21 protein-coding genes and 1 tRNA gene are annotated in these 21,255 nt (G+C 63.3%); 6 read left to right on the top strand and 16 right to left on the bottom strand.

Annotation, left to right across the window (positions count from 1 at the left end):
• The first annotated feature begins 5 nt into the window (after window positions 1-5).
• Together CDE01S_RS04625 and CDE01S_RS04630 are read left to right on the top strand one after the other, a co-directional pair.
• Complete coding sequence (locus CDE01S_RS04625; RefSeq protein WP_066704558.1) at window positions 6-2,036, top strand: M3 family metallopeptidase; 2,031 nt, start codon at window positions 6-8, stop codon at window positions 2,034-2,036.
• A gap of 24 nt (window positions 2,037-2,060) precedes the next feature.
• The gene (locus CDE01S_RS04630; RefSeq protein ID WP_066704441.1) at window positions 2,061-2,720 is read left to right on the top strand and encodes a DUF4124 domain-containing protein; all 660 of its coding nucleotides are present in this window, start codon (window positions 2,061-2,063) and stop codon (window positions 2,718-2,720) included.
• 32 nt (window positions 2,721-2,752) lie between these two features.
• On the opposite strand, the gene rpiA is transcribed toward CDE01S_RS04630, so the two are convergent.
• Window positions 2,753-3,427: a ribose-5-phosphate isomerase RpiA gene (rpiA, locus tag CDE01S_RS04635; RefSeq protein WP_066704445.1), complete on the bottom strand. Its 675-nt coding sequence runs from the start codon at window positions 3,425-3,427 to the stop codon at window positions 2,753-2,755.
• A 61-nt stretch (window positions 3,428-3,488) separates the two neighbouring features.
• On the opposite strand from rpiA, the gene CDE01S_RS04640 reads away from it, so the two are divergent.
• Window positions 3,489-4,538, top strand: a complete 1,050-nt coding sequence (locus tag CDE01S_RS04640; protein ID WP_066704447.1) for a quinone-dependent dihydroorotate dehydrogenase — start codon at window positions 3,489-3,491, stop codon at window positions 4,536-4,538.
• A gap of 27 nt (window positions 4,539-4,565) precedes the next feature.
• Here CDE01S_RS04640 and CDE01S_RS04645 read toward each other — a convergent pair whose 3' ends face one another.
• The 11 genes from CDE01S_RS04645 to uvrB form a co-directional block, all read right to left on the bottom strand.
• Window positions 4,566-5,681: an NAD(P)/FAD-dependent oxidoreductase gene (locus CDE01S_RS04645; protein ID WP_066704449.1), complete on the bottom strand. Its 1,116-nt coding sequence runs from the start codon at window positions 5,679-5,681 to the stop codon at window positions 4,566-4,568.
• A 63-nt stretch (window positions 5,682-5,744) separates the two neighbouring features.
• A tRNA-Val gene (locus CDE01S_RS04650) sits at window positions 5,745-5,819 on the bottom strand.
• 76 nt (window positions 5,820-5,895) lie between these two features.
• Entirely contained in the window at window positions 5,896-6,597 is a 702-nt protein-coding gene (gene dnaQ / locus CDE01S_RS04655; protein WP_066704560.1) for a DNA polymerase III subunit epsilon, read from the bottom strand.
• Between the two features lie 100 nt (window positions 6,598-6,697).
• Entirely contained in the window at window positions 6,698-7,036 is a 339-nt protein-coding gene (gene fdx, locus CDE01S_RS04660; protein WP_066704454.1) for an ISC system 2Fe-2S type ferredoxin, read from the bottom strand.
• 22 nt (window positions 7,037-7,058) lie between these two features.
• On the bottom strand, window positions 7,059-8,918 hold the full coding sequence (gene hscA, locus CDE01S_RS04665) for a Fe-S protein assembly chaperone HscA (protein ID WP_066704456.1): 1,860 nt from the start codon (window positions 8,916-8,918) through the stop codon (window positions 7,059-7,061).
• Between the two features lie 36 nt (window positions 8,919-8,954).
• Window positions 8,955-9,488 (bottom strand): Fe-S protein assembly co-chaperone HscB, encoded by a 534-nt coding sequence (gene hscB, locus CDE01S_RS04670; RefSeq protein WP_066704458.1) that lies wholly within the window; start codon window positions 9,486-9,488, stop codon window positions 8,955-8,957.
• Window positions 9,485-9,808 (bottom strand): iron-sulfur cluster assembly protein IscA, encoded by a 324-nt coding sequence (iscA, locus tag CDE01S_RS04675; protein WP_066704461.1) that lies wholly within the window; start codon window positions 9,806-9,808, stop codon window positions 9,485-9,487. The genes hscB and iscA overlap by 4 nt, the downstream gene beginning before the upstream one ends.
• 121 nt (window positions 9,809-9,929) lie before the next feature.
• On the bottom strand, window positions 9,930-10,316 hold the full coding sequence (gene iscU / locus CDE01S_RS04680; RefSeq protein WP_066704463.1) for a Fe-S cluster assembly scaffold IscU: 387 nt from the start codon (window positions 10,314-10,316) through the stop codon (window positions 9,930-9,932).
• 23 nt (window positions 10,317-10,339) lie between these two features.
• Entirely contained in the window at window positions 10,340-11,560 is a 1,221-nt protein-coding gene (locus CDE01S_RS04685) for an IscS subfamily cysteine desulfurase (RefSeq protein ID WP_066704465.1), read from the bottom strand.
• Between the two features lie 40 nt (window positions 11,561-11,600).
• On the bottom strand, window positions 11,601-12,137 hold the full coding sequence (gene iscR / locus CDE01S_RS04690) for a Fe-S cluster assembly transcriptional regulator IscR (protein WP_066704467.1): 537 nt from the start codon (window positions 12,135-12,137) through the stop codon (window positions 11,601-11,603).
• A gap of 224 nt (window positions 12,138-12,361) precedes the next feature.
• Window positions 12,362-14,479, bottom strand: coding sequence for an excinuclease ABC subunit UvrB (uvrB, locus tag CDE01S_RS04695; RefSeq protein WP_066704469.1), 2,118 nt, complete (start codon window positions 14,477-14,479; stop codon window positions 12,362-12,364).
• A gap of 130 nt (window positions 14,480-14,609) precedes the next feature.
• Here uvrB and CDE01S_RS04700 point away from each other — a divergent pair, with 130 nt between their 5' ends.
• Window positions 14,610-15,806: an amino acid aminotransferase gene (locus CDE01S_RS04700; RefSeq protein ID WP_066704471.1), complete on the top strand. Its 1,197-nt coding sequence runs from the start codon at window positions 14,610-14,612 to the stop codon at window positions 15,804-15,806.
• 269 nt (window positions 15,807-16,075) lie between these two features.
• The gene (gene ccoG, locus CDE01S_RS04705) at window positions 16,076-17,530 is read left to right on the top strand and encodes a cytochrome c oxidase accessory protein CcoG (protein WP_066704561.1); all 1,455 of its coding nucleotides are present in this window, start codon (window positions 16,076-16,078) and stop codon (window positions 17,528-17,530) included.
• Between the two features lie 77 nt (window positions 17,531-17,607).
• Here the strand turns inward: ccoG and CDE01S_RS04710 are convergent, their stop codons facing one another.
• The 4 genes from CDE01S_RS04710 to CDE01S_RS04725 all read right to left on the bottom strand — a co-directional run bounded on the left by CDE01S_RS04710 (window position 17,608) and on the right by CDE01S_RS04725 (window position 19,916).
• Window positions 17,608-17,961 carry a TM2 domain-containing protein gene (locus tag CDE01S_RS04710; RefSeq protein WP_084382730.1) on the bottom strand — a complete coding sequence of 118 codons (354 nt, stop codon included), beginning with the start codon at window positions 17,959-17,961 and terminating at the stop codon, window positions 17,608-17,610.
• 129 nt (window positions 17,962-18,090) lie between these two features.
• A complete protein-coding gene (locus CDE01S_RS04715; protein ID WP_066704476.1) occupies window positions 18,091-19,089 on the bottom strand; it encodes a CsgG/HfaB family protein in 999 nt (332 codons plus the stop codon).
• Between the two features lie 112 nt (window positions 19,090-19,201).
• The gene (locus CDE01S_RS04720) at window positions 19,202-19,570 is read right to left on the bottom strand and encodes a hypothetical protein (protein WP_066704478.1); all 369 of its coding nucleotides are present in this window, start codon (window positions 19,568-19,570) and stop codon (window positions 19,202-19,204) included.
• A gap of 25 nt (window positions 19,571-19,595) precedes the next feature.
• Window positions 19,596-19,916 (bottom strand): DUF6172 family protein, encoded by a 321-nt coding sequence (locus CDE01S_RS04725; protein WP_066704480.1) that lies wholly within the window; start codon window positions 19,914-19,916, stop codon window positions 19,596-19,598.
• Window positions 19,917-20,016: 100 nt separating this feature from the next.
• Here CDE01S_RS04725 and CDE01S_RS04730 point away from each other — a divergent pair, with 100 nt between their 5' ends.
• Window positions 20,017-21,252, top strand: coding sequence for a DEAD/DEAH box helicase (locus CDE01S_RS04730; RefSeq protein WP_066704482.1), 1,236 nt, complete (start codon window positions 20,017-20,019; stop codon window positions 21,250-21,252).
• The last annotated feature ends 3 nt before the right edge of the window (window positions 21,253-21,255 follow it).

The following is a 21,255-nucleotide window of genomic DNA, read 5'->3' on the forward strand; positions in this document are numbered from 1 at the left end:
TGCACATGAGCAATCCCCTCCTCGACTTCTCCGACCTCCCGCTGTTCGACCAGATCCAGCCTGAGCATGTGGCCCCCGCCATCGACGCCCTGCTGCAGGAGTCCGACGCTGCGCTGGAGACCGTCACCGCACCGGACTTCCCGGCCGACTGGACGGCGATCGCCAAAGTGCTTGACGTCACCACCGAGAAGTTCGGCCGGGCCTGGGGTGCCGTGAGCCACCTCAACAGCGTGGCCGACACGCCCGAGCTACGCGCCGCCTACAACGCCGCCCTGCCCCGCGTCACCGAGTTCTGGACCCGCCTGGGCTCCGACGAGCGCCTGTACGCCAAGTACAAGGCGATCGATCCGTCCACGCTCAACAACGAACAGCGCCAGGCGCACAAGAACGCGCTGCGTAACTTCGTGCTGGGTGGTGCCGAACTGCAGGGAGCGGCCAAGGAGCGCTACGCACAGATCCAGGAGCGCCAGGCCGAGTTGACCCAGAAGTTCAGCGAGAACGCGCTGGATGCCACCGATGCCTTCGCCTACTACGCGACCGAGGCCGAACTCGACGGCCTTCCCGAAGATGTGAAGCAGACCGCGCGCGCCGCCGCCCAGAAAGAGGACAAGGACGGCTACAAGCTCACGCTCAAGATGCCGAGCTACCTGCCGGTGATGCAGTTCGCCAAAAGCAGCGCGCTGCGCCACACGCTGTATCGCGCCTACGTCACGCGCGCCTCCGACCAGGCCGAGGGTGAAGGATCCAAGTTCGACAACAGCGCCCTGATCCGCGAGATCCTGGCGCTGCGCCAGGAAGAAGCCCAACTGCTGGGCTACGTGAACTTCGGCGAAGTGTCGGTGGTGCCGAAGATGGCCGAGTCGCCACAGCAGGTCATCAGCTTCCTGCGCGACCTGGCGCAGAAGGCCCGGCCCTATGCCGAACAGGATCTGGCTGACCTGCGTACTTTCGCCCGCGACCAACTGGGCATCAACGACCCGCAGCCCTGGGATTGGCCCTATGTCAGCGAGCGGCTCAAGGAAGCACGCTACGCCTTCAGCGAGCAGGAGGTCAAGCAGTACTTCACCGCGCCGCGCGTGCTGGCCGGCCTGTTCAAGATCGTCGAAACCTTGTTCGAAGTGTCCATCCGGCGTGATACCGCCCCGGTTTGGCACCCGTCGGTCGAGTTCTACCGCATCGAACGTGGCAATGAACTGGTGGGCCAGTTCTACCTCGACCAGCCGGCCCGCAACGGCAAACGCGGCGGTGCCTGGATGGACGACGTGCGTGCACGCTGGCTGCGCCCCGACACCGGCCGCCTGCAAACGCCGGTGGCGCACTTGGTCTGCAACTTCGCCGACGGTGTTGACGGCAAGCCGGCCCTGCTGACGCACGACGACGTCATCACCCTGTTCCATGAGTTCGGCCACGGCCTGCACCACATGCTCACGCAGGTGAATGAACGCGATGTCTCGGGCATCAGCGGCGTGGAGTGGGACGCGGTGGAGCTGCCGAGCCAGTTCATGGAGAACTTCTGCTGGGAATGGGATGTGCTCAAGCACATGACATCCCATGTCGACACTGGCGAGCCGCTGCCGCGCACCTTGTACGACAAGATGATCGCCGCCAAGAACTTCCAGAGTGGCATGCAAACCCTGCGTCAGATCGAGTTCGCCCTGTTCGACATGCTGCTGCACACCGAACACGACCCGGCGCAGGACTTCATGCCCCTGCTCGACCTGGTGCGCGCCGAAGTCGCCGTGCTGCAGCCACCGGCCTGGAGCCGCACCGCGCACACCTTCAGTCACATCTTCGCCGGCGGTTATGCCGCAGGCTACTACAGCTACAAATGGGCCGAGGTGCTGAGCGCCGACGCCTATGCGGCCTTCGAGGAAACAGTTGGTAAGGACGGCTTGCCCAGTGTGCAAACCGGGCGACAATACCGCCAAGCCATCCTGGAGGCCGGCGGCAGCCGACCGGCCATCGAGTCGTTCAAGGCCTTCCGCGGCCGCGAACCCAGCCTCGACGCCCTGCTGCGGCACCAGGGCATGGCCTGATCCATCGAAGGGAAACCCAACACCATGAAACGGTCAATCCACCAGCACCCGGCAACCCTTGCGGCCGCCAGTCTTTTGCTGGCCCTGACCGCTTCTCTGGTTCAGGCGCAAGGCATCTACCGCATCGTCGGACCGGATGGCCGCGTCACCTTCTCCGACAAGCCGCCGGCGGCCAGCGACAGGGCCACCGCGCTCAATGCCGATGGCCGCAGCGAAACCCAGGCAGCCAGTGAGCTGCCCTATGAGCTGCGTCAACTGGCGCGCCGCTATCCGGTCACGCTCTACAGCGGCGAGAACTGCGCCCCATGCGACAGCGGCCGAGCACTGCTCACCAACCGCGGCATTCCCTTCACCGAGCGCACCGTCACCACGCCGCAGGACGCCGATGCCCTGCAGAAGTTCAGTGGCGACGCGTCCATTCCCATCCTGACCATTGGTGGCCAGCGCCTCAAGGGGTTCATGCAGGCCGACTGGGTCCAGTACCTCGATGCCGCGGGCTACCCTAAGAGCTCGCAGCTGCCCGCCAATTACCGCAACCCGGCGCCAACACCGCTGGTACCGCCGCCACCGCCCGTCCCGGCTGCCGCCAACGGCAAAACCCCTGTGGCTCCAACCGTGCCCGAGGCCGCATCGCCACGCACGCCAACAGTCAGCCCGGACAATCCCGCCGGCATCACCTTCTGAGCCGTCACCGGCCCAGTACTTAGGCCGAGTCCTTAAAAGTTCAGTGTTTTGACACCACTGGCCGTGCCCAGCAGGCAGACCTGCGCACGCTGATGCGCGAACACGCCCACCGTCACCACACCCGGCCATTGGTTCACTTCGGATTCGAACGCCAGCGGATCGCTGATCTGCAGGCCTGTCACATCGAGGATGTGCTGGTCGTTGTCGGTCAGCAGTGGTTCGCCGCCCTGCATGCGCACCTTGGCGGTACCACCGAGTGCCGCGAACTGGCGCACCAGGCGCTGCGTCGCCATCGGGATCACTTCCACCGGCAAAGGGAACTTGCCCAAGGTCTGGACCAGCTTGGACTCATCAGCGATGCAGATGAAACGGCGCGACTGTGCCGCCACGATCTTCTCGCGCGTTAGCGCCGCACCACCGCCCTTGATCATGTAGCCACGGCCATCGATCTCGTCGGCGCCGTCGATATAGACCGAGAGCTCGCCCACCGCGTTGGCATCAAACACCTCAATGCCCAACGCCAGCAGGCGCTCGGTGCTGGCCACCGAGCTGGAGACCGCGCCCTTGATCTGGTCCTTCATCGAGGCCAGCGCATCGATGAACTTGTTGACCGTGGAGCCGGTGCCGACGCCGACGATCTCGCCGGGAACCACGTATTGCAGGGCCGCCTGGCCAACCAGGGTCTTGAGTTCGTCTTGGGTAAGCATGTCTGAAAAAGGAGTGGGTGGGTTGATCTGGGAAAATCGGGTGAATTGCAGGAATTATCCAATGTCTCTGATCCCCTACGCCCTCTCCCGCGCCGCGCTGTTCCGCATGGACCCCGAAGCCGCGCACGACTTCACCATTGACATGCTGGCCCGCACCCAGAACACCCTGCTGGCCTGCGCCTACAGCCAGCCCCGGGTAGAAGACCCGGTGACCTTGGCCGGCCTGCACTTCCCCAACCGCGTCGGCATGGCCGCCGGACTGGACAAGAACGCGCGCTGCATCGACGGCCTGGGCGCCATGGGTTTCGGTTTCGTTGAGGTGGGCACCGTCACGCCACTGCCGCAGCCGGGCAACCCCAAACCGCGCATGTTCCGTCTGCCGGCCGCCAATGCGCTGATCAACCGCATGGGCTTCAACAACGATGGGCTGGACGCCTTCATCGCCAATGTCCGGCGCGCCACCTTCCGCCAGAAAAACGGCACGCCGATGTTGCTGGGCCTGAACATCGGCAAGAATGCTGCCACCCCAATCGAACGCGCCACCGACGACTACCTGATCGGCCTGGCCTGCGTCTACCCGCACGCCGACTACGTCACCATCAACATTTCCAGCCCCAACACCAAGAACCTGCGCGCACTGCAGAGCGACGAGGCGCTCGATGGGCTGCTTGGCGCAATCGCTGCCAAGCGCGAACAACTGGCGCAGCAACACGGCAAGCGCGTAACGGTTTTCGTGAAAATCGCCCCGGACTTGGACGAGGAACAGGTCAATGTGATCGCCGCCACCCTGCTGCGCCACGGCATGGACGGCGTCATCGCCACCAACACCACCCTCAGCCGCGAGGCCGTGCAAGGGCTGGAACATGCCGCGGAGGCCGGCGGCCTGTCGGGCGCGCCGGTGCTGGAAGCCAGCAACCGCGTCATCCACCAGCTGCGTGCCGCACTCGGTCGTGACTACCCCATCATCGGTGTCGGTGGCATTCTCAGTGCGGCTGATGCGCTGAGCAAGATCGAGGCCGGCGCCGACCTGGTACAGATCTACACCGGCCTGATCTACCAAGGGCCTGAATTGGTGAAGCAAGCTGCACTTGCCATCAAAAACAAGCGCTAGACCTTATCGGAAAAGCGCAAGCAGCTACTATTTCGATAGCAAATCGGCGACATGCTCGCCGATGGCCATGCTGCTGGTCAGACCCGGCGACTCAATGCCAAACAGGTTGACCAAGCCCGGCACGCCGTGCTGGGCCGGGCCATCGATGCGGAAATCCGGCGCCTTCTCGCCAGGCCCGTAGATCTTGGGCCGCACCCCGCTGTAGCTGGGCTGCAGCGCGCCATCGGGCAGCGCGGGCCAATAACGTCGCACCTCGGCATAGAAGCCGTCGGCACGGCGCGGATCCACGGTGTAGTCGATGGTCTCGGGCTGCTTCGTGTCCAGCCATTCCAGGTCGGGACCGAACTTGGCTTGGCCGCCCAGGTCCAGCGTGAGGTGCACACCCAGCCAAGCGTCGGCCGGTGCCGGATAGATCAGGCGCGAGAACGGTGAGCGGCCGGCCAAGGCGTAGTAGCTGCCCTTGGCGTAGCTCTCCTGCGGGACATGGTGCGCGTTCAGCCCTTCGAAGCGGCGCGCCAGCGCGCACGCGTGCAGCGACGCCGAATTGACGACGATGCTTGCTGCGATCTCGCTGCCGTCGGCCATCCGCAGCACATGGGGCGCACCGCCCTGCCCCAACACGGCCGATTCAACCGCCGAGCCCAGCGCCACCATGCCGCCCGACTTCTCCAGATCGCCCTGCAGCGCCAGCATAAGGCCATGGCTGTCCACTATGCCGGTGGTGGGCGACAGCAACGCAGCCGTGCACGCCAGTGCAGGCTCCAGGGCCTGGGCTTGCGCCGCGTCCAACCATTGCACCGGCACGCCGTTGGCCACCGCCTTGTCCTGCAGGGCACGCAAGGCCGCTGCTTCAGATTCAGTGGTGGCCACGACCAGCTTGCCGCAGTGGCGGTGGTCCACGCCATGGCTGGCGCACAAGGCGTAGAGCAGCTCCTTGCCGCGCACGCACAGTTTGGCCTTGAGCGAGCCAGGCGTGTAGTACAGGCCGGCGTGGATCACCTCGCTGTTGCGCGAACTCACGCCCTGTCCAATGGTGGTCTGCGCTTCCACCACAATCACCTCGCGTCCGGCCAGTGCCAGGGCCCGCGCCACGGCCAGCCCCACCACACCGGCCCCGATCACCACGCTATCGACTTGTTCCACACGCCACTCCGTTCAGGCAAGAAAAAAGGACCAGGCATTTCTGCCGGGTCCTTTATTTTCGTTTGGTGGGCGATACATGGATCGAACATGTGACCCCTGCAGTGTGAATGCAGTGCTCTACCGCTGAGCTAATCGCCCTGAATCCGTTTTCCCAGATCCGCTTGCGTCTCCGGGAAAACCAGCATTATGCCACAGATTTTTCCACTGTCCGGCATCAGGCTGCGTTGCGCCACACGGTCTTGCCGCCGCTGGCCTTGTCGAGCTGGGCCAACAGGTCGTCGTGGGCCGCCAGCTCCTGCTCGTTGGCGGCCAGCACCGGCAATTCAAAGCGGCTCAGGTCCACGCGCTCGAAGCTGCCACTGCCGTCTTCGGCATCGGCCACGTCGATCAGCAGCGCGTCCTGCCCGCGTGTGAGGTTGATGTAGACATCGGCCAGAAGCTCGGCGTCGAGCAAGGCGCCGTGCAGCGTGCGGCCCGAGTTGTCGACGCCCAGGCGGTCGCACAGTGCGTCGAGCGAATTGCGCTTGCCCGGGAACATCTCCTTGGCCATCACCAGCGTGTCGGTCACGCTGGCCACGAATTCACCGAAGGCCGGCTTGCCGATGAGCTCCAGTTCCTTGTTCAGGAAACCGACGTCGAAGGCCGCGTTGTGGATGATGATCTCGGCATCCTGCAGGTAGGCCAGGATTTCCTCCGGCACCTCGGCGAACTTGGGCTTGTCGCGCAGGAATTCGTTGCTGATGCCGTGCACCCGCAGCGCGTCTTCGTGGCTGTCGCGCTCAGGGTTGAGGTAGAAGTGCAGGTTGTTGCCGGTGAGCTTGCGGTTGAGCAGCTCCACACAGCCGATTTCAATGATGCGGTCGCCGCCTTCGGCGGACAGGCCCGTGGTTTCAGTGTCAAGAACGATCTGGCGCATGGCGGCAATCATAGCCGCCCCGCCCCCTGACGCAGCAGGTTCGCCGAAATGAAAACAGCCCCTCGCGGGGCTGTCAGAAAGCAATGAAACCAGTGGTCGGTCAGTGATTCTCTTTGGCGTGGTTGATGGAATATTTCGGTATCTCCACCACCACGTCCTGTTGCGCCAGGATGGCTTGGCAGCTCAGGCGCGACTGGGGCTCCAGACCCCAGGCACGGTCGAGCAGGTCTTCCTCGTTTTCGTCGGGTTCGTTGAGCGAGTTGTACCCCTCCCGCACGATGACGTGACAGGTGGTGCAGGCGCAACTCATGTCGCAGGCATGTTCGATCTCGATGTGGTTGTCCAGCAGCGCCTCGCAGATCGAGGTGCCGGCCGGTGCCTTGATTTCAGCGCCTTGCGGGCAGTACTCGGGATGGGGAAGGATCTTGATGATGGGCATGGTGTGTTCGGCGTTCGTGGACTCAGACCGTCTCGATGTTCTTGCCCGCCAGGGCCTTCTGGATGCCGCGGTTCATGCGCAGGGCGGCAAAGGTTTCCGTGCCCTTGGCCAGCGCCTCGGTGGCGGCATCGATGGCCGCCGCGTCGTCTTCCTGGGTGCGTGAGACTTCCAATGCGGCCATCAGGCCGTCAATGGCTGCACGCTCCTCGGCCGACAGCAGATCGCCATCGGCCGCCAGCGCACTGCGCGTGGCCAGCAACATGCGGTCGGCCTCGACACGCGCCTCCACCAATGCGCGGGCACGCATGTCGGACTCCGCGGTGGTGAAGCTCTCCTGCAGCATCTTGGCAATCTGCTCGTCGCCCAGGCCGTAGGACGGCTTGACGTCGATGCGCGCTTCCACGCCGCTGACCTGCTCACGCGCACTGACCTGCAGCAGGCCGTCGGCATCGACCGTGAAGGTGACGCGGATGCGTGCGGCACCGGCTGCCATCGGCGGGATGCCGCGCAGCTCGAAACGCGCCAGGCTGCGGCAATCGGCCACCAGATCGCGCTCGCCCTGTACCACGTGCACCGCCAGTGCGGTCTGGCCATCCTTGTAGGTGGTGAAGTCCTGCGCCATCGCAGTCGGGATGGTCTGGTTGCGCGGCACGATGCGCTCGACCAGGCCGCCCATGGTCTCGATGCCGAGCGAGAGCGGAATCACGTCCAGCAGCAGCAGATCGCCGGCAGCATTGTTGCCGGCCAGCTGGTTGGCCTGGATGGCGGCGCCCAGCGCCACCACCTCGTCCGGGTTCAGGTTGGTCAGCGGCTCGTGACCGAAAAACTCGCCCACCGTGCGGCGGATCACCGGCATGCGGGTCGAGCCGCCCACCATCACCACGCCCTGCACGTCGTCAACGCTCAGCTTGGCGTCGCGCAAGGCCTTGCGCACCGCGCTCATGGTGCGCACCGTCAGCGCTGCAGTGACTTCTTCGAACTGCGTGCGTGTTACCGTCAAATTGACTTCCGCTGCCGTCAATTGGGCGCGAAATGCTACAGAATCAGTAGCAGACAGTGCTTCCTTGCAAGCCCGTGCTGCCACCTTGATGGCCGCCTTGTCGGCCGCGGTCACGCTGCTCAGGCCGGCCTGCTGCAGTGCCCAGGCTGCCAGTGCGGCGTCGTAGTCGTCACCGCCCAGGGCCGAGTCGCCACCGGTGGCAATAACTTCGAACACGCCTTTGGCCAGGCGCAGGATGGAAATGTCAAAGGTGCCGCCGCCCAGGTCGTACACCGCGTAGATGCCTTCGCTGGCGTTGTCCAGACCGTAGGCAATGGCCGCGGCGGTGGGCTCGTTGATCAGGCGCAGCACGTTGAGGCCGGCCAGTTGCGCGGCGTCTTTGGTGGCCTGGCGCTGTGCATCGTCGAAGTAGGCCGGCACGGTGATGACGGCGCCATAGAGGTCGTCGTTGAACGTGTCCTCGGCGCGAAAGCGCAACGTGGCCAGGATCTCGGCGCTCACCTCCACCGGCGACTTCTCCCCCACCACGGTCTGCAGGCCCAGCATGCCGGGGTGGTCCACCAGCTTGTAGGGCAGCTTTTCGCGCCCGGCCACGTCCTGCACGCCGCGCCCCATGAAGCGCTTGACGGAGGCAATGGTGTTTTCCGGGTCTTCGGCCAGCGCGGCCAAGGCGTCGAAGCCGATCTGACGCCCGCCATTGGCAAGGTAGCGCACCACGGAGGGCAGGATCACCCGGCCTTGCGCATCAGGCAGGCATTCGGCCACGCCGCTGCGCACAGCGGCCACCAGCGAGTGGGTGGTGCCGAGGTCAATGCCCACGGCGATGCGCCGCTGGTGCGGATCGGGAGATTGACCGGGTTCGGAAATTTGCAGCAGTGCCATCGTTGTTCTATTCGGATCAAGGCCGTGTTCAGAGCCTTATTGTCGCCGGGCCGCGGTATCCATCTGGTCGTAACGGGCTTCGATGTCGCGGCCAAAACGTTCGATGAACATCAGCGCCCGCACCTGCGCTACGGCGGCCGGGTAATCGTGTGCCACATCGAGCAGCTGCTCGCAGCGCTGGAGCGCTTCGCGCCGGCTGTGCGCAATCTGATCGCTCAGCGCATCCAGGTCCTCGCTGCTGCCGACGTCGTCCAGCGCCTCGCGCCATTCCATCTGCTGCATCAGGAATTCGGCTGGCATGGCGGTGTTGTTTTCGGCATTCACCGGCACACCATTCAACTCACACAGGTAGGCGGCCCGCTTGAGCGGGTCTTTCAGGCGCTGGTAGGCCTCGTTGATGCGCACCGACCACTGCATGGCCACGCGCTGGGCCGCTGCGCCCTGGGCGGCAAACTTGTCGGGGTGAGCTTCGCGCTGCAGTTCTTTCCAGCGTGCGTCCAGCACCGAACGGTCTTGCGCAAACTGTTGCGCCAGACCGAACAGCTCGAAATCGTTGGATTGGAGATTCACACCCGGAACGACTCGCCGCAGCCGCAGCGGTCGCGTTCATTCGGGTTGTTGAAGCGGAAACCTTCGTTCAGCCCTTCGCGCACGTAATCCAGCTCGGTGCCGTCGATGTAGGACAGGCTCTTGGGGTCGATCAGCACCTTGACGCCGTGTCCTTCGAACACGATGTCCTCCGGCGCCACCTCGTCCACGTACTCCAGCTTGTAGGCCAGGCCGGAACAACCGGTGGTCTTGACGCCCAGGCGCACACCCACGCCCTTGCCGCGCTTGCTCAGGTAGCGGGTGACATGCCGGGCTGCGGCTTCAGTAAGAGTAACTGCCATTTCAGTCTTTCATTCCCATCCCCCAGCCCCTTCAATCCGGGGCCGCCGCGGAACCGGCTTTGCCGGGCCGCTGGCGGCGCCCCCTTGAGGGGGAGGCGCCGAAGGCGCCTCGGGGGGGAACTTAGTTCATGTGTTTCTTGCGGTAATCGTCCACAGCAGCCTTGATCGCATCTTCGGCCAGGATGGAGCAGTGGATCTTGACCGGCGGCAGTGCCAGTTCTTCGGCGATCTGGCTGTTCTTCAGCGCAGCCGCCTCGTCCAGCGTCTTGCCCTTGACCCACTCGGTCACCAGCGAGCTCGACGCGATGGCCGAGCCGCAACCGTAGGTCTTGAAACGTGCGTCTTCGATCACGCCGGTCTGCGCGTTCACCTTGATCTGCAGCTTCATCACGTCACCGCAGGCAGGAGCGCCCACCATACCGGTGCCCACCGTGTCGTCGCCCTTGTCGAAGGAGCCGACGTTGCGCGGGTTTTCATAGTGGTCAACGACTTTTTCAGAATAAGCCATGGTCTTACCTCTTCAATCTTCAGTTAATGAGCAGCCCACTGGATGGTGCTCAGATCCACGCCGTCCTGGAACATTTCCCAGAGCGGGCTCAACTCACGCAGCTTGGCCACGTTGAGCTTGATGGTGGAAATCGCGTAATCGATCTCTTCCTCGGTCGTGAAGCGGCCGATGGTCATGCGCAGGCTGCTGTGCGCCAGCTCGTCGCTGCGGCCCAGGGCGCGCAGCACATAGCTGGGCTCCAGTGAAGCCGAAGTACAAGCCGAGCCGGACGACACTGCCAGCCCCTTGATGCCCATGATGAGCGACTCGCCCTCGACGAAATTGAAGCTCATGTTCAGGTTCTGCGGCACGCGCTTCTCGGCGTGGCCGTTGAGGAAGGTCTGCTCGACATCTTTCAGGCCATTGAGCAGGCGGTCATGCAGCGCGCGCGCCTTGGCGTTGTCCTGTGCCATTTCCAGCTTGGCAATACGGAAGGCCTCGCCCATGCCGACGCACTGGTGCGTGGGCAGCGTGCCGGAGCGCATGCCGCGCTCGTGGCCGCCGCCGTGCATCTGCGCCTCGATGCGCACACGCGGCTTGCGGCGCACATACAAGGCGCCGATGCCCTTGGGGCCGTAGGTCTTGTGCGAGGCCAGGCTCATCAGGTCGACCGGCAGCGTGTTGAGATCGATCTCCACCTTGCCGGTGGCCTGCGCCGCATCCACGTGGAAGATGATGCCCTTCTCGCGGCACAAGGCGCCGATGGCCGGGATGTCCTGGATGACGCCGATCTCGTTGTTCACGAACATCACGCTGATCAGAATGGTGTCCGGACGGATGGCGGCCTTGAGCTGGTCGAGGTCAAGCAGGCCGTCTTCCTGCACGTCGAGGTACGTCACCTCGAAGCCTTGGCGCTCCAGCTCGCGCATGGTGTCGAGCACGGCCTTGTGCTCGGTCTTCACCGTGATCAGGTGCTTGCCCTTGCCCTTGTAGAAGTGGGCGGCGCCCTTCAAGGCCAGGTTGTTGGACTCGGTGGCACCGGAGGTCCAGACGATCTCGCGCGGGTCGGCACCGATCAGGTCGGCGACGTAACCGCGCGCCGTCTCAACGGCCTCTTCGGCCTCCCAGCCCCAGGCGTGGCTGCGCGAAGCCGGGTTGCCGAAGTGCTCGCGCAACCAGGGAATCATGGCATCGACCACACGCGGATCGCAGGGTGTGGTGGCACCGTAGTCCAGGTAAATCGGGAAATGAGGGGTCATGTCCATACAGGCTCGCTACGAAACTCGGTAAAAAATGGCTTGTAAATCAGGATTTGGAGAAGGCATTGCCCAGCGCGAACACCGAGTTGGGCGCATTCACCCGCACCGGCTTGACCACCGGCATGGCAGAGATGGCGCGCTTGACGGTGGGCTTGTCTTCGATGGTGATGCCTTTGGCCAGCTGGTCGTCGACCAGCTTTTGCAGCGTGACGGAATCGAGAAACTCGACCATGCGCACATTGAGCGAGGCCCACAGTTCGTGCGTCATGCAGCGACCGGCGTCGCCCAGGCAGTTTTCCTTGCCGCCGCACTGGGTGGCATCGATCGGCTCGTCCACCGACAGGATGATGTCGGCCACGGTGATGTCGGCCGCCTTGCGGGCGAGCGTGTAGCCGCCACCGGGGCCACGGGTGGATTCCACCAGTTCATGCCGGCGCAGCTTGCCGAACAACTGTTCCAGATAGGACAGCGATATTTGCTGGCGCTGGCTGATGGCAGCCAGCGTCACGGGGCCGTTGCTCTGGCGCAGGGCCAGGTCAATCATCGCGGTGACCGCAAAGCGGCCTTTGGTTGTGAGGCGCATCGCAAACTCCTGTTCCGGGTTTGGCTATCGGTATTTCCCCGGAGCCTGCCGGCGCCGAGGGGCTTTCCCACCCTGCCCGGCGGGCCGCCTGCGGCACTGTGTGCCAACCGGCTTGCCGGGCTTTCTTGACTATTTGTGTCAAGTATAGCAAAAAACCCCGTGCTCTGCTCGGATAAGGCCCGCCCATGCCGTCAGGGATGGCCAGGCACGGGCTATGAAATGGGCTACAGCCCGGCCGGGTGGTCGGGCACGGCGGCACCAAAGGCACGCGCCTTGAGCAGGTTGAGCTGGTCGCGCGTGCGGGCGGCCTGTTCGAACTCCAGGTTGCGCGCATGCTCCAGCATCTGCTTTTCCAGCCGCTTGACCTCGCGCGCCATGTCCTTTTCGCTCATCTCCTCCACCTTGGCGCGCTGCAGGGCCTCCTGCTCCAGCCGCTCGGCTTCGCGCCCCGCTTTTTCGCTGTAGACGCCGTCGATCAGGTCGCGCACCTGCTTGACGATGGCGCGTGGCGTGATGCCATGCGCCAGGTTGTGCTCGATCTGCTTGTGGCGGCGGCGCTCGGTCTCGCCAATGGCGCGGGCCATGGAGTCCGTGACCCGGTCGGCATAAAGAATGGCCTTGCCATGCAGGTTGCGGGCGGCACGGCCAATGGTCTGGATCAGCGAGCGCTCGGAGCGCAGGAAACCTTCCTTGTCGGCGTCCAGGATCGCCACCAGCGACACCTCGGGAATGTCCAGGCCCTCGCGCAACAGGTTGATGCCCACCAGCACATCAAAGGTGCCCAGGCGCAGGTCGCGCAGGATCTCCACCCGCTCCACCGTGTCCACGTCGCTGTGCAGGTAACGCACCTTGACGCCGTTGTCGGTCAGGTAGTCGGTCAGCTGCTCGGCCATGCGCTTGGTCAGGGTGGTGATGAGCACGCGCTCGTGTTTTTCCACCCGGATGCGGATTTCCTGCAGCACGTCGTCCACCTGGTGGGTGGCCGGGCGCACCTCCACCTCGGGGTCCACCAGGCCGGTCGGGCGCACCACCTGCTCCACCACCGCGCCGGCGTGCTCGTTCTCCCAGTTGCCGGGCGTGGCCGAGACAAAAACCGCCTGGCGCATCTTGGTCTCGAACTCCTCGAATTTCAGCGGCCGGTTGTCCAGCGCGCTCGGCAGCCGGAAGCCGTATTCCACCAGCGTGGTCTTGCGCGCGCGGTCGCCGTTGTACATGCCGCCGAACTGGCCGATCAGCACGTGGCTCTCGTCCAGGAACATCAGCGCGTCTTTCGGCAGGTAGTCGGTCAGCGTCGGCGGCGGCTCGCCGGGGGCGGCGCCGCTCAGGTGGCGGGTGTAGTTCTCAATACCCTTGCAGTGGCCCACCTCGGACAGCATTTCCAGATCAAAACGGGTGCGCTGCTCCAGGCGCTGCGCCTCCACCAGCTTGCCCATGGCCACAAATTCCTTCAGGCGCTCGGCCAGCTCCACCTTGATGGTCTCCACCGCCGCCAGCACCTGCTCGCGCGGCGTCACGTAATGGCTGCTGGGGTAGACCGTGAAACGCGGCACCTTCTGGCGGATGCGGCCGGTCAGCGGGTCGAACAGCTGCAGGCTCTCGATCTCGTCGTCAAACAACTCGATGCGCAAGGCCAGCTCGGAGTGCTCGGCCGGGAACACGTCAATGGTGTCGCCGCGCACGCGGAACTTGCCGCGCGAGAACTCAGTATCGTTGCGCTGGTACTGCATGCGCACCAGCTGGGCAATGATGTCACGCTGCCCCATGTGGTCGCCGGCGCGCAGCGTCATCACCATCTGGTGGTAGGCCTCAGGCTTGCCGATACCGTAGATCGCCGAAACGGTCGCCACGATCACCACGTCGCGTCGCTCCAGCAGGCTCTTGGTGCAGGAGAGGCGCATCTGCTCGATGTGCTCGTTGATGGCGCTGTCCTTCTCGATGAACAGGTCGCGCTGCGGCACGTAGGCCTCGGGCTGGTAGTAGTCGTAATAGCTGACGAAATACTCCACCGCATTCTTGGGAAAAAACTCGCGGAACTCGCTGTAGAGCTGCGCTGCCAGCGTCTTGTTGGGGGCAAACACGATGGCCGGCCGGCCCAGGCGGGCGATCACGTTGGCCATGGTGTAGGTCTTGCCCGAGCCGGTCACGCCCAGCAGGGTCTGGAACACCTCGCCGTCGTTCACGCCCTCGACCAGCTTGCCGATCGCCTCGGGCTGGTCACCCGCCGGCGGATAAGGCTGGTAAAGCTCGAAGGGCGAGCCGGGGAAGCTGACAAAGTGACCCTCAGGAATGGCGGCGGGAGCGCTGTCGGCCTCGGGCACGGGGACTGCTGAAACGTCTTGCATGGAAACCTGATTGCTAAGCCCGTAAAATTCAGGGCAACTGACAAGAATACGTCATTCCGGCGCGGCGCGCAGCCCCCTGCCGGAAGGACGGGATGTATCGACCACTTCACTACTTATCCAAGGAACCGTCATGTCCATGTTTTCCGCCGTCGAAATGGCTCCCCGCGACCCCATCCTGGGTCTGAACGAGCAGTTCAACGCCGACACCAACCCCAACAAGGTCAACCTCGGCGTGGGTGTCTATTTCGACGACAACGGCAAGCTGCCGCTGCTGCAGTGCGTCCAGGCCGCCGAGAAGGCCATGATGGACAAGCCCACCGCCCGCGGCTACCTGCCGATCGACGGCATTGCGGCCTATGACGCCGCAGTCAAGGGGCTGGTGTTCGGCGCCGAGTCCGAGCCGGTGAAAAGCGGCCGTGTCGCCACCGTGCAGGGCATCGGCGGCACCGGCGGCCTGAAGATCGGCGCCGATTTCCTGAAGAAGCTCAACCCCACAGCCAAGGTGCTGATCTCCGACCCGAGCTGGGAAAACCACCGCGCCCTGTTTACCAACGCCGGTTTCACGGTGGAGACCTACCGCTACTACGACGCGGCCAAGCGCGGCGTGGACTTTGACGGCATGCTGGCCGACATCAACGCCGCCGCCCCGAGCACCATCGTGCTGCTGCACGCCTGCTGCCACAACCCGACCGGTTATGACATCACCGCCGCCCAGTGGGACCAGGTGATCGCCGCCATCAAGGCCAAGAATCTGGTGTCCTTCCTCGACATGGCCTACCAGGGCTTCGGCAACGGCATTGCGGAAGACGGCGCCGTGATCGGCAAGTTCGTCGCCGCCGGCCTGGACTTTTTCGTCTCCACCTCGTTCTCCAAGAGCTTCAGCCTGTATGGCGAGCGCGTCGGGGCCTTGTCCGTGCTGTGCGCCAGCAAGGAAGAGGCCGACCGCGTGCTGAGCCAGCTCAAGATCGTGATCCGCACCAACTACAGCAACCCGCCCACCCACGGCGGCGCCGTGGTGGCGGCCGTGTTGAACAACCCCGAGCTGCGCGCCCTGTGGGAGAAGGAACTGGGCGAGATGCGCGTGCGCATCAAGGCCATGCGCCAGAAGTTGGTCGACGGCCTGAAGGCCGCCGGCGTGAAGCAAGACATGAGTTTCATCACTCAGCAGATCGGCATGTTCAGCTACTCGGGCCTGTCCAAGGACCAGATGGTGCGCCTGCGCAGCGAGTTCGGCGTCTACGGTACCGACACCGGCCGCATGTGCGTGGCCGCGCTCAACAGCAAGAACATCGACTACGTCTGCCAGGCGATTGCCAAGGTGATGTAAGCCGGTTCTGCCCGCACTTCACAAGCCGCCTTCGGGCGGCTTTTTCATGGGCGCGACCAAACGGGTGCCTGTTCGCACCCGAGGAGCTGGCGCTCTTTCCCATGCTGGCTCAAGGGCCGGATTTAAGATCTATTTTTCATGGATCTTATAATGACATCCGTCAAGAACGCCATGGGAATCGGTGCTGGCTGAGGCCGGCATGTCGCCCCTCGCGTGCTGCAATTTTTCCGCCCATGCCTGCCGGCCAGCACACCGGCCACATCAACACCATGAATCAGCCGCCACCGTCCCTCGTCATCCCGATCCGCAAGCAGGCAGCTGAGGCGGATCAAGAAACCATGGTGTCGCTGTACGAAAAACAGATCAAGATCTACCCGCGCGCGGTCAGCGGCTGGTATGCCCGCTGGCGCTGGGGGATGGTGTGGCTGACGCAGGCGGTGTTCTACGCTCTGCCCTGGCTGCAGTGGAACGGCCGGCAGGCGGTGCTGTTTGATCTGACCGAGCGCCGCTTCTATGTGCTCGGTCTGGTGCTGCACCCGCAGGATTTCATCTACCTCGCGGCACTGCTGGTCATCTCCGCCATGGCGCTGTTCTTCTTCACGGCCGTGGCTGGCCGCCTGTGGTGCGGTTACGCCTGCCCCCAGACCGTCTACACCGAGATTTTCCTGTGGGTGGAACGCCGGCTGGAAGGCGACCGCACCGCCCGCATGCGGCTGGATGCCGCCCCCTGGGGACTGGAGAAACTGGCACGAAAGTCCGCCAAACAACTGGCCTGGATCACCATCGGCCTGATCACGGGGTTCACCTTTGTCGGCTACTTCACGCCGATCCGCACCTTGCTGGGCGAGGCCATGAGCCTGTCCTTCTCGCCGTGGGAATGGTTCTGGGTCTTCTTCTATGGTTTCGCCACCTACGGCAATGCCGGCTACCTGCGCGAGCAGGTGTGCAAGTACATGTGCCCCTACGCCCGCTTCCAGAGCGCCCTGATCGACATGGACTCTCTTGTCATCGCCTACGACGCCGGGCGCGGCGAGGCGCGCGGCTCACGTTCTCGCAAGGCCGATCCGAAATCGCTGGGCCTGGGCGACTGCATCGACTGCACCCTGTGCGTACAGGTCTGCCCAACCGGCATCGACATCCGCAACGGCCTGCAAAACGAATGCATCGGCTGCGCCGCCTGCATCGATGTCTGCGACGACGTCATGAGCAAGATGGGTTATGACACCGGGCTGATCCGGTACTCCTCCGGCAACGGCATCGTCAACACCTGGTCGCCCAAACAGATCCTGCGCCGCGTCTGGCGGCCGCGCGTCCTGATCTACGGCGCCATCCTGCTGGCGATGAGTCTGGCGTTTGTGATCAGCCTGTCGCTGCGCAACGGCTTCGTGGTCGATGTCATCAAGGACCGCGGCGCCCTGGCGCGCGTCGTCGGCAGGGGCGTCGTCGAAAACGTCTACCGCATGCAGATCACCAACGGTGCCGAACAGGCCGAGCAATTCAGCATCAGCGTGTCCGGCCTGCCGGGGCTGAGCATCGTCACGCCCGCGCTGCTGAACGTCGATGCGCTCGGTATCGGCTCCATGCCTGTGCGGCTGGAGCTCCCGCCCGAGGCGGCTGACGCCTACCGCGGGCAAGCCCACCCGATCGTCTTCGACATCCAGACAATTCAGTCGGGCGAGACAAAGACCACGCACGTGAAGTCGACCTTTTTCGTGCCACGCTGAAAGCAGGCAAAAACCGCGCACTGCCGGTGACAAAAAAGCCGCCATCATCTGGCGGCTTTTTTGTTGGGTTAGAAGTGCTACTCAACAGCCCCGAATTTCCGGTTGAACTCAGTCTCACTCATGACAAGGAGAAGAATGCCTTCAATAAATCCAATGATCGCGGGGATGAAAGTCCAACAGAACAGCAAGTACGCAATACCCCAAACTACACGCCCAAGATAGAACTTGTGTATCCCCAGCCCCCCTAAAAAGATCGCAAACAAGGCTGCAGCTAGCTTACTCTTACCATTAGGAGCGGTTGCAGAAAAGCTACTAGGGGTTGGCAACTGGCGGACTCCACACTTGGGGCATATCTCCGCTTTAGCTTTAATGATCGCACCACACTCCGAGCAGAATTTTTCGTCGGCCGCCTTTTGAACCGCATTTGTCATCTTTACTCCCTGAAAAACAAATCTTTTTGGACGAATCTATGAATCATTCCGCAATGGGGTCGGGTGCATTCACCTCCGAATGGAGAACCATGAGGGAAGCTTAAGTTGAATATCCCGACGCCGCGCAAATTAACGAGAGATCATCCGCGCATCGACCCAGCCAGCACCCTTCTCGGCCTGCACCTCCAAAAGCCCATCTTTCTCGCCAAGAATGACGACCTCTTCATCCTTGGTCAACTTATAGACGACAGCTTTACGCTCATACGATCTGAAGACCGAAATGCCACCAATTTTGGCTCGCCCTACATCCCCGCCTCGAACTGAATTGGCAGTCGAATTGCGGCCGGCTGCAGCGACGCCAAGAGACGCATTGTCGCGAGCCAACTCAGGGTTATTTCTAACTGTCGTGACGAGCTGGTTGTATGCATCCAAAAACGCCATTGCAACAACCTTGCCCTCCGCTGTGTTTTCATATGCGCCGAGACCGAGACTGCCACCAGCCATACCAAGCGCACCGCCAAGACCGAAATCAGTCGCCTCGGATGAGCCTGTCGCAGCCGCAACCTGCAAGCTGCTGCGCGTATCCGCCATGGTGAGCGTAACCTGTGAAGACTTGAATTTGATAGCTCCGCCAACGACGGCGCCAACTGGGCCAAGCAATCCGCCGAGGAAACCACCGACACCTCCCGCATTATTGTTTTTGAACATGATGTCCGGGGTCATTACATAGTCGGCAGTAACCATCTGGCCTTTGCCGATATTCTGATTGGTGCGCAACTGTCCGCCTTCTTGTAGGGCGCGCTCCTGCATCAGGTTCTGCATACCAATCCCTCGCTCGACAACTGCAAAGCATCCAGATTGCTGAACAATGATGCGAATCATCTGGGTCGGCGACGGCAACGAGTACTGAGATAACGCCTTCATCATGTAATCTTGCGGTTCGACAACAGCCAAGGTGCCGAGCTTTCTGGAACAACGCTCTAACGATTTAGTAGCATTCGCACCGCCACCTTCTGCGCTTGCACCCCCTGTAATCTCGCTGCCTCCTTTACCCATAGTTTGCGCGTTAGCCAACGCAACAAATGCCATGCTAGCCAGCAGCAAAAGCAGCTTTTCTATTAAACGCATCCAAATCCTCCGTGAATAAATTTAATTAATCGCAACTGCAACTATACGAAATAAATCTTAGTGGTCTTCAGGAGACAAACGTGCCGCTCAAGCAGTTGTCTGAGGTGCCTTCTCAGTCCATATCAAAGTGCGCCCTAAACGCTTGACAGAACTGCTCACGGCCGCTGAGTGACAAGGTCACCGTATGGCGCGGCGCGCCCGCCGCGGCGAGCTGGCTGCTGAACTTGCCCGTCACGTCGTCGTACTGGAGGGACTCATGGGCGGTCCATTCCTGCTGCCCTTCCAGGTTGTAGTCCCACTCACCGCCTTCGTCCAGCGGCGCGCGCACGTCAGGGAAGGCTGTGTAAGCCCAATCCAGCACCCGCGCGATCTCGGCGCGCACAGCGGCGACGTGCTGGGGTGCCGTCGAGGCCATGGCATCGAAGGTCCCGATGCCCTGCTCGTCTTCGCTGTAGTCGAAGTCCAGGTAATGCAGGCTCATGGCTGTGCCGTGCTGGCGCCCAGGTTCAGGCTTGAGCCTGTTCTTCACCAGCAGCCAGAGCGGGCCTGGCTTTGCGATGACCGTGCTTGGGCAAGACCTCGACGTAGAGGGCGCCTGCGCCCTCTTTGGCGGCGACATCAATCTGCTCGATCAGGTTGCCGAAATGGACCGGGGCAGCCGTCTCGGCGCTGAGACCGAACTTGCAATCGAAGTCCCAGAAGTCCACGCCTTCGGGCAGGGCCGTGCGGCGCTGACGTTTGGCGTATTTGCGGATGTCGTGCTTGACGGCGTCAAGCAGGCGGTCGCGGTTTTTGCCCTCGATGTTGAGCTGGTAGGTTTTGCGCACGATGGGCCTTTGGAAATTTCGCGGGGGCTCGATTATCGTCGCCTACGGAGGCAGCGGCTCGGGAGCGCTTAAACTGGGCGCCCCTAACGAGCATCCGTTCATGCCATTTTCTTCCCTGGGCTTGTCCCCTGCCCTGCTGCGCGCCGTCAACGCCCGGGCCTACACGACCCCCACCGCCATCCAGAGTGTCGCCATTCCGGCCGTGCTGCAGGGGCGCGATGTGCTGGGCTCGGCGCAGACCGGCTCGGGCAAGACGGCCGCCTTTGCGCTGCCACTGTTGCAGCAGCTGGAACAGGCCCCCAAGGACAAACCGCGCCGCGTGCGCACGCTGGTGCTGGTACCCACGCGTGAGCTGGCAGCCCAGGTGGGCGAGGAATTCCGCAGCCTGGCGCAGCACTTGGCCGACCCCGTCAAAGTGACGGTGGTGTTTGGCGGCGTTTCCATCAACCCGCAGATGATGGGCTTGCGCGGCGGCACCGACATCGTGGTGGCGACACCCGGCCGCCTGCTGGACCTGATAGCCCACAACGCGCTCTCGCTGGGCAGCGTCAGCACACTGGTACTGGACGAAGCCGACCGCCTGCTGGACCTGGGCTTTGCCGAGGAGCTGGCGCGCATCCTCGCGCTGCTGCCGGCCCAGCGGCAGAACCTGTTTTTCTCCGCCACCTTCCCGCCCGATGTGCAGGCACTGGCGCAAACGCTGTTGCGCGAGCCGGTGCGCGTTGACGTGCTGCCCGAAACGCAAAATGAGCCCGACATCGCGCAGCGCGCCATTGCCGTCGATGCCGGCAAACGGACCCAGTTGCTGCGCCAGCTGATCACCCAGCATGGCTGGACCCGGGTGCTGGTGTTTGTGGCCACCAAACACGCGGCCGAAATCGTGGCCGACAAGCTGCGCAAGGCCGGCATCGATGCCGAACCTTTCCACGGCGAACTGAGCCAGGGCAAACGCACCCAGGTGCTGGCCGATTTCAAGACCTCACGCATCAGCGTGATGGTGGCCACCGACGTGGCCGCACGCGGCATCGACATTGCACAGCTGCCGGTGGTGGTGAACTACGACCTGCCGCGTTCGACCGCCGACTACACCCACCGCATCGGCCGCACCGGCCGGGCCGGCGAGAGCGGCTTGGCTGTGAGCTTCGTCAGCGCGACCACCGAAGCGCATTTCCGCCTGATCGAGAAGCGCCAGGGTTTCAAGCTGGCGCGTGAACAGGTGGCGGGCTTCGAGCCGGTAGACACCGCGCCGATTGAGGCCACCACCACCGGCGGCGTCAAGGGCAAACGCCCAAGCAAAAAAGACAAGCTGCGTGCCGCTGCGGCCCGGAACCCATGACCA

It is taken from the genome of Curvibacter delicatus NBRC 14919, from assembly GCF_001592265.1.
GTDB lineage: Bacteria > Pseudomonadota > Gammaproteobacteria > Burkholderiales > Burkholderiaceae_C > Hylemonella > Hylemonella delicata.

Coding starts and splice junctions, on each gene's coding strand:
- CDE01S_RS04625 (WP_066704558.1), top strand. CDS start 6: ATGAGCAATCCCCTCCTCGACTTCTCCGACCTCCCGCTGTTCGACCAG.
- CDE01S_RS04630 (WP_066704441.1), top strand. CDS start 2,061: ATGAAACGGTCAATCCACCAGCACCCGGCAACCCTTGCGGCCGCCAGT.
- rpiA (WP_066704445.1), bottom strand. CDS start 3,427: ATGCTTACCCAAGACGAACTCAAGACCCTGGTTGGCCAGGCGGCCCTG.
- CDE01S_RS04640 (WP_066704447.1), top strand. CDS start 3,489: ATGTCTCTGATCCCCTACGCCCTCTCCCGCGCCGCGCTGTTCCGCATG.
- dnaQ (WP_066704560.1), bottom strand. CDS start 6,597: ATGCGCCAGATCGTTCTTGACACTGAAACCACGGGCCTGTCCGCCGAA.
- fdx (WP_066704454.1), bottom strand. CDS start 7,036: ATGCCCATCATCAAGATCCTTCCCCATCCCGAGTACTGCCCGCAAGGC.
- hscA (WP_066704456.1), bottom strand. CDS start 8,918: ATGGCACTGCTGCAAATTTCCGAACCCGGTCAATCTCCCGATCCGCAC.
- iscA (WP_066704461.1), bottom strand. CDS start 9,808: ATGGCAGTTACTCTTACTGAAGCCGCAGCCCGGCATGTCACCCGCTAC.
- iscU (WP_066704463.1), bottom strand. CDS start 10,316: ATGGCTTATTCTGAAAAAGTCGTTGACCACTATGAAAACCCGCGCAAC.
- CDE01S_RS04685 (WP_066704465.1), bottom strand. CDS start 11,560: ATGGACATGACCCCTCATTTCCCGATTTACCTGGACTACGGTGCCACC.
- iscR (WP_066704467.1), bottom strand. CDS start 12,137: ATGCGCCTCACAACCAAAGGCCGCTTTGCGGTCACCGCGATGATTGAC.
- uvrB (WP_066704469.1), bottom strand. CDS start 14,479: ATGCAAGACGTTTCAGCAGTCCCCGTGCCCGAGGCCGACAGCGCTCCC.
- CDE01S_RS04700 (WP_066704471.1), top strand. CDS start 14,610: ATGTCCATGTTTTCCGCCGTCGAAATGGCTCCCCGCGACCCCATCCTG.
- ccoG (WP_066704561.1), top strand. CDS start 16,076: ATGAATCAGCCGCCACCGTCCCTCGTCATCCCGATCCGCAAGCAGGCA.
- CDE01S_RS04710 (WP_084382730.1), bottom strand. CDS start 17,961: ATGACAAATGCGGTTCAAAAGGCGGCCGACGAAAAATTCTGCTCGGAG.
- CDE01S_RS04715 (WP_066704476.1), bottom strand. CDS start 19,089: ATGCGTTTAATAGAAAAGCTGCTTTTGCTGCTGGCTAGCATGGCATTT.
- CDE01S_RS04720 (WP_066704478.1), bottom strand. CDS start 19,570: ATGAGCCTGCATTACCTGGACTTCGACTACAGCGAAGACGAGCAGGGC.
- CDE01S_RS04730 (WP_066704482.1), top strand. CDS start 20,017: ATGCCATTTTCTTCCCTGGGCTTGTCCCCTGCCCTGCTGCGCGCCGTC.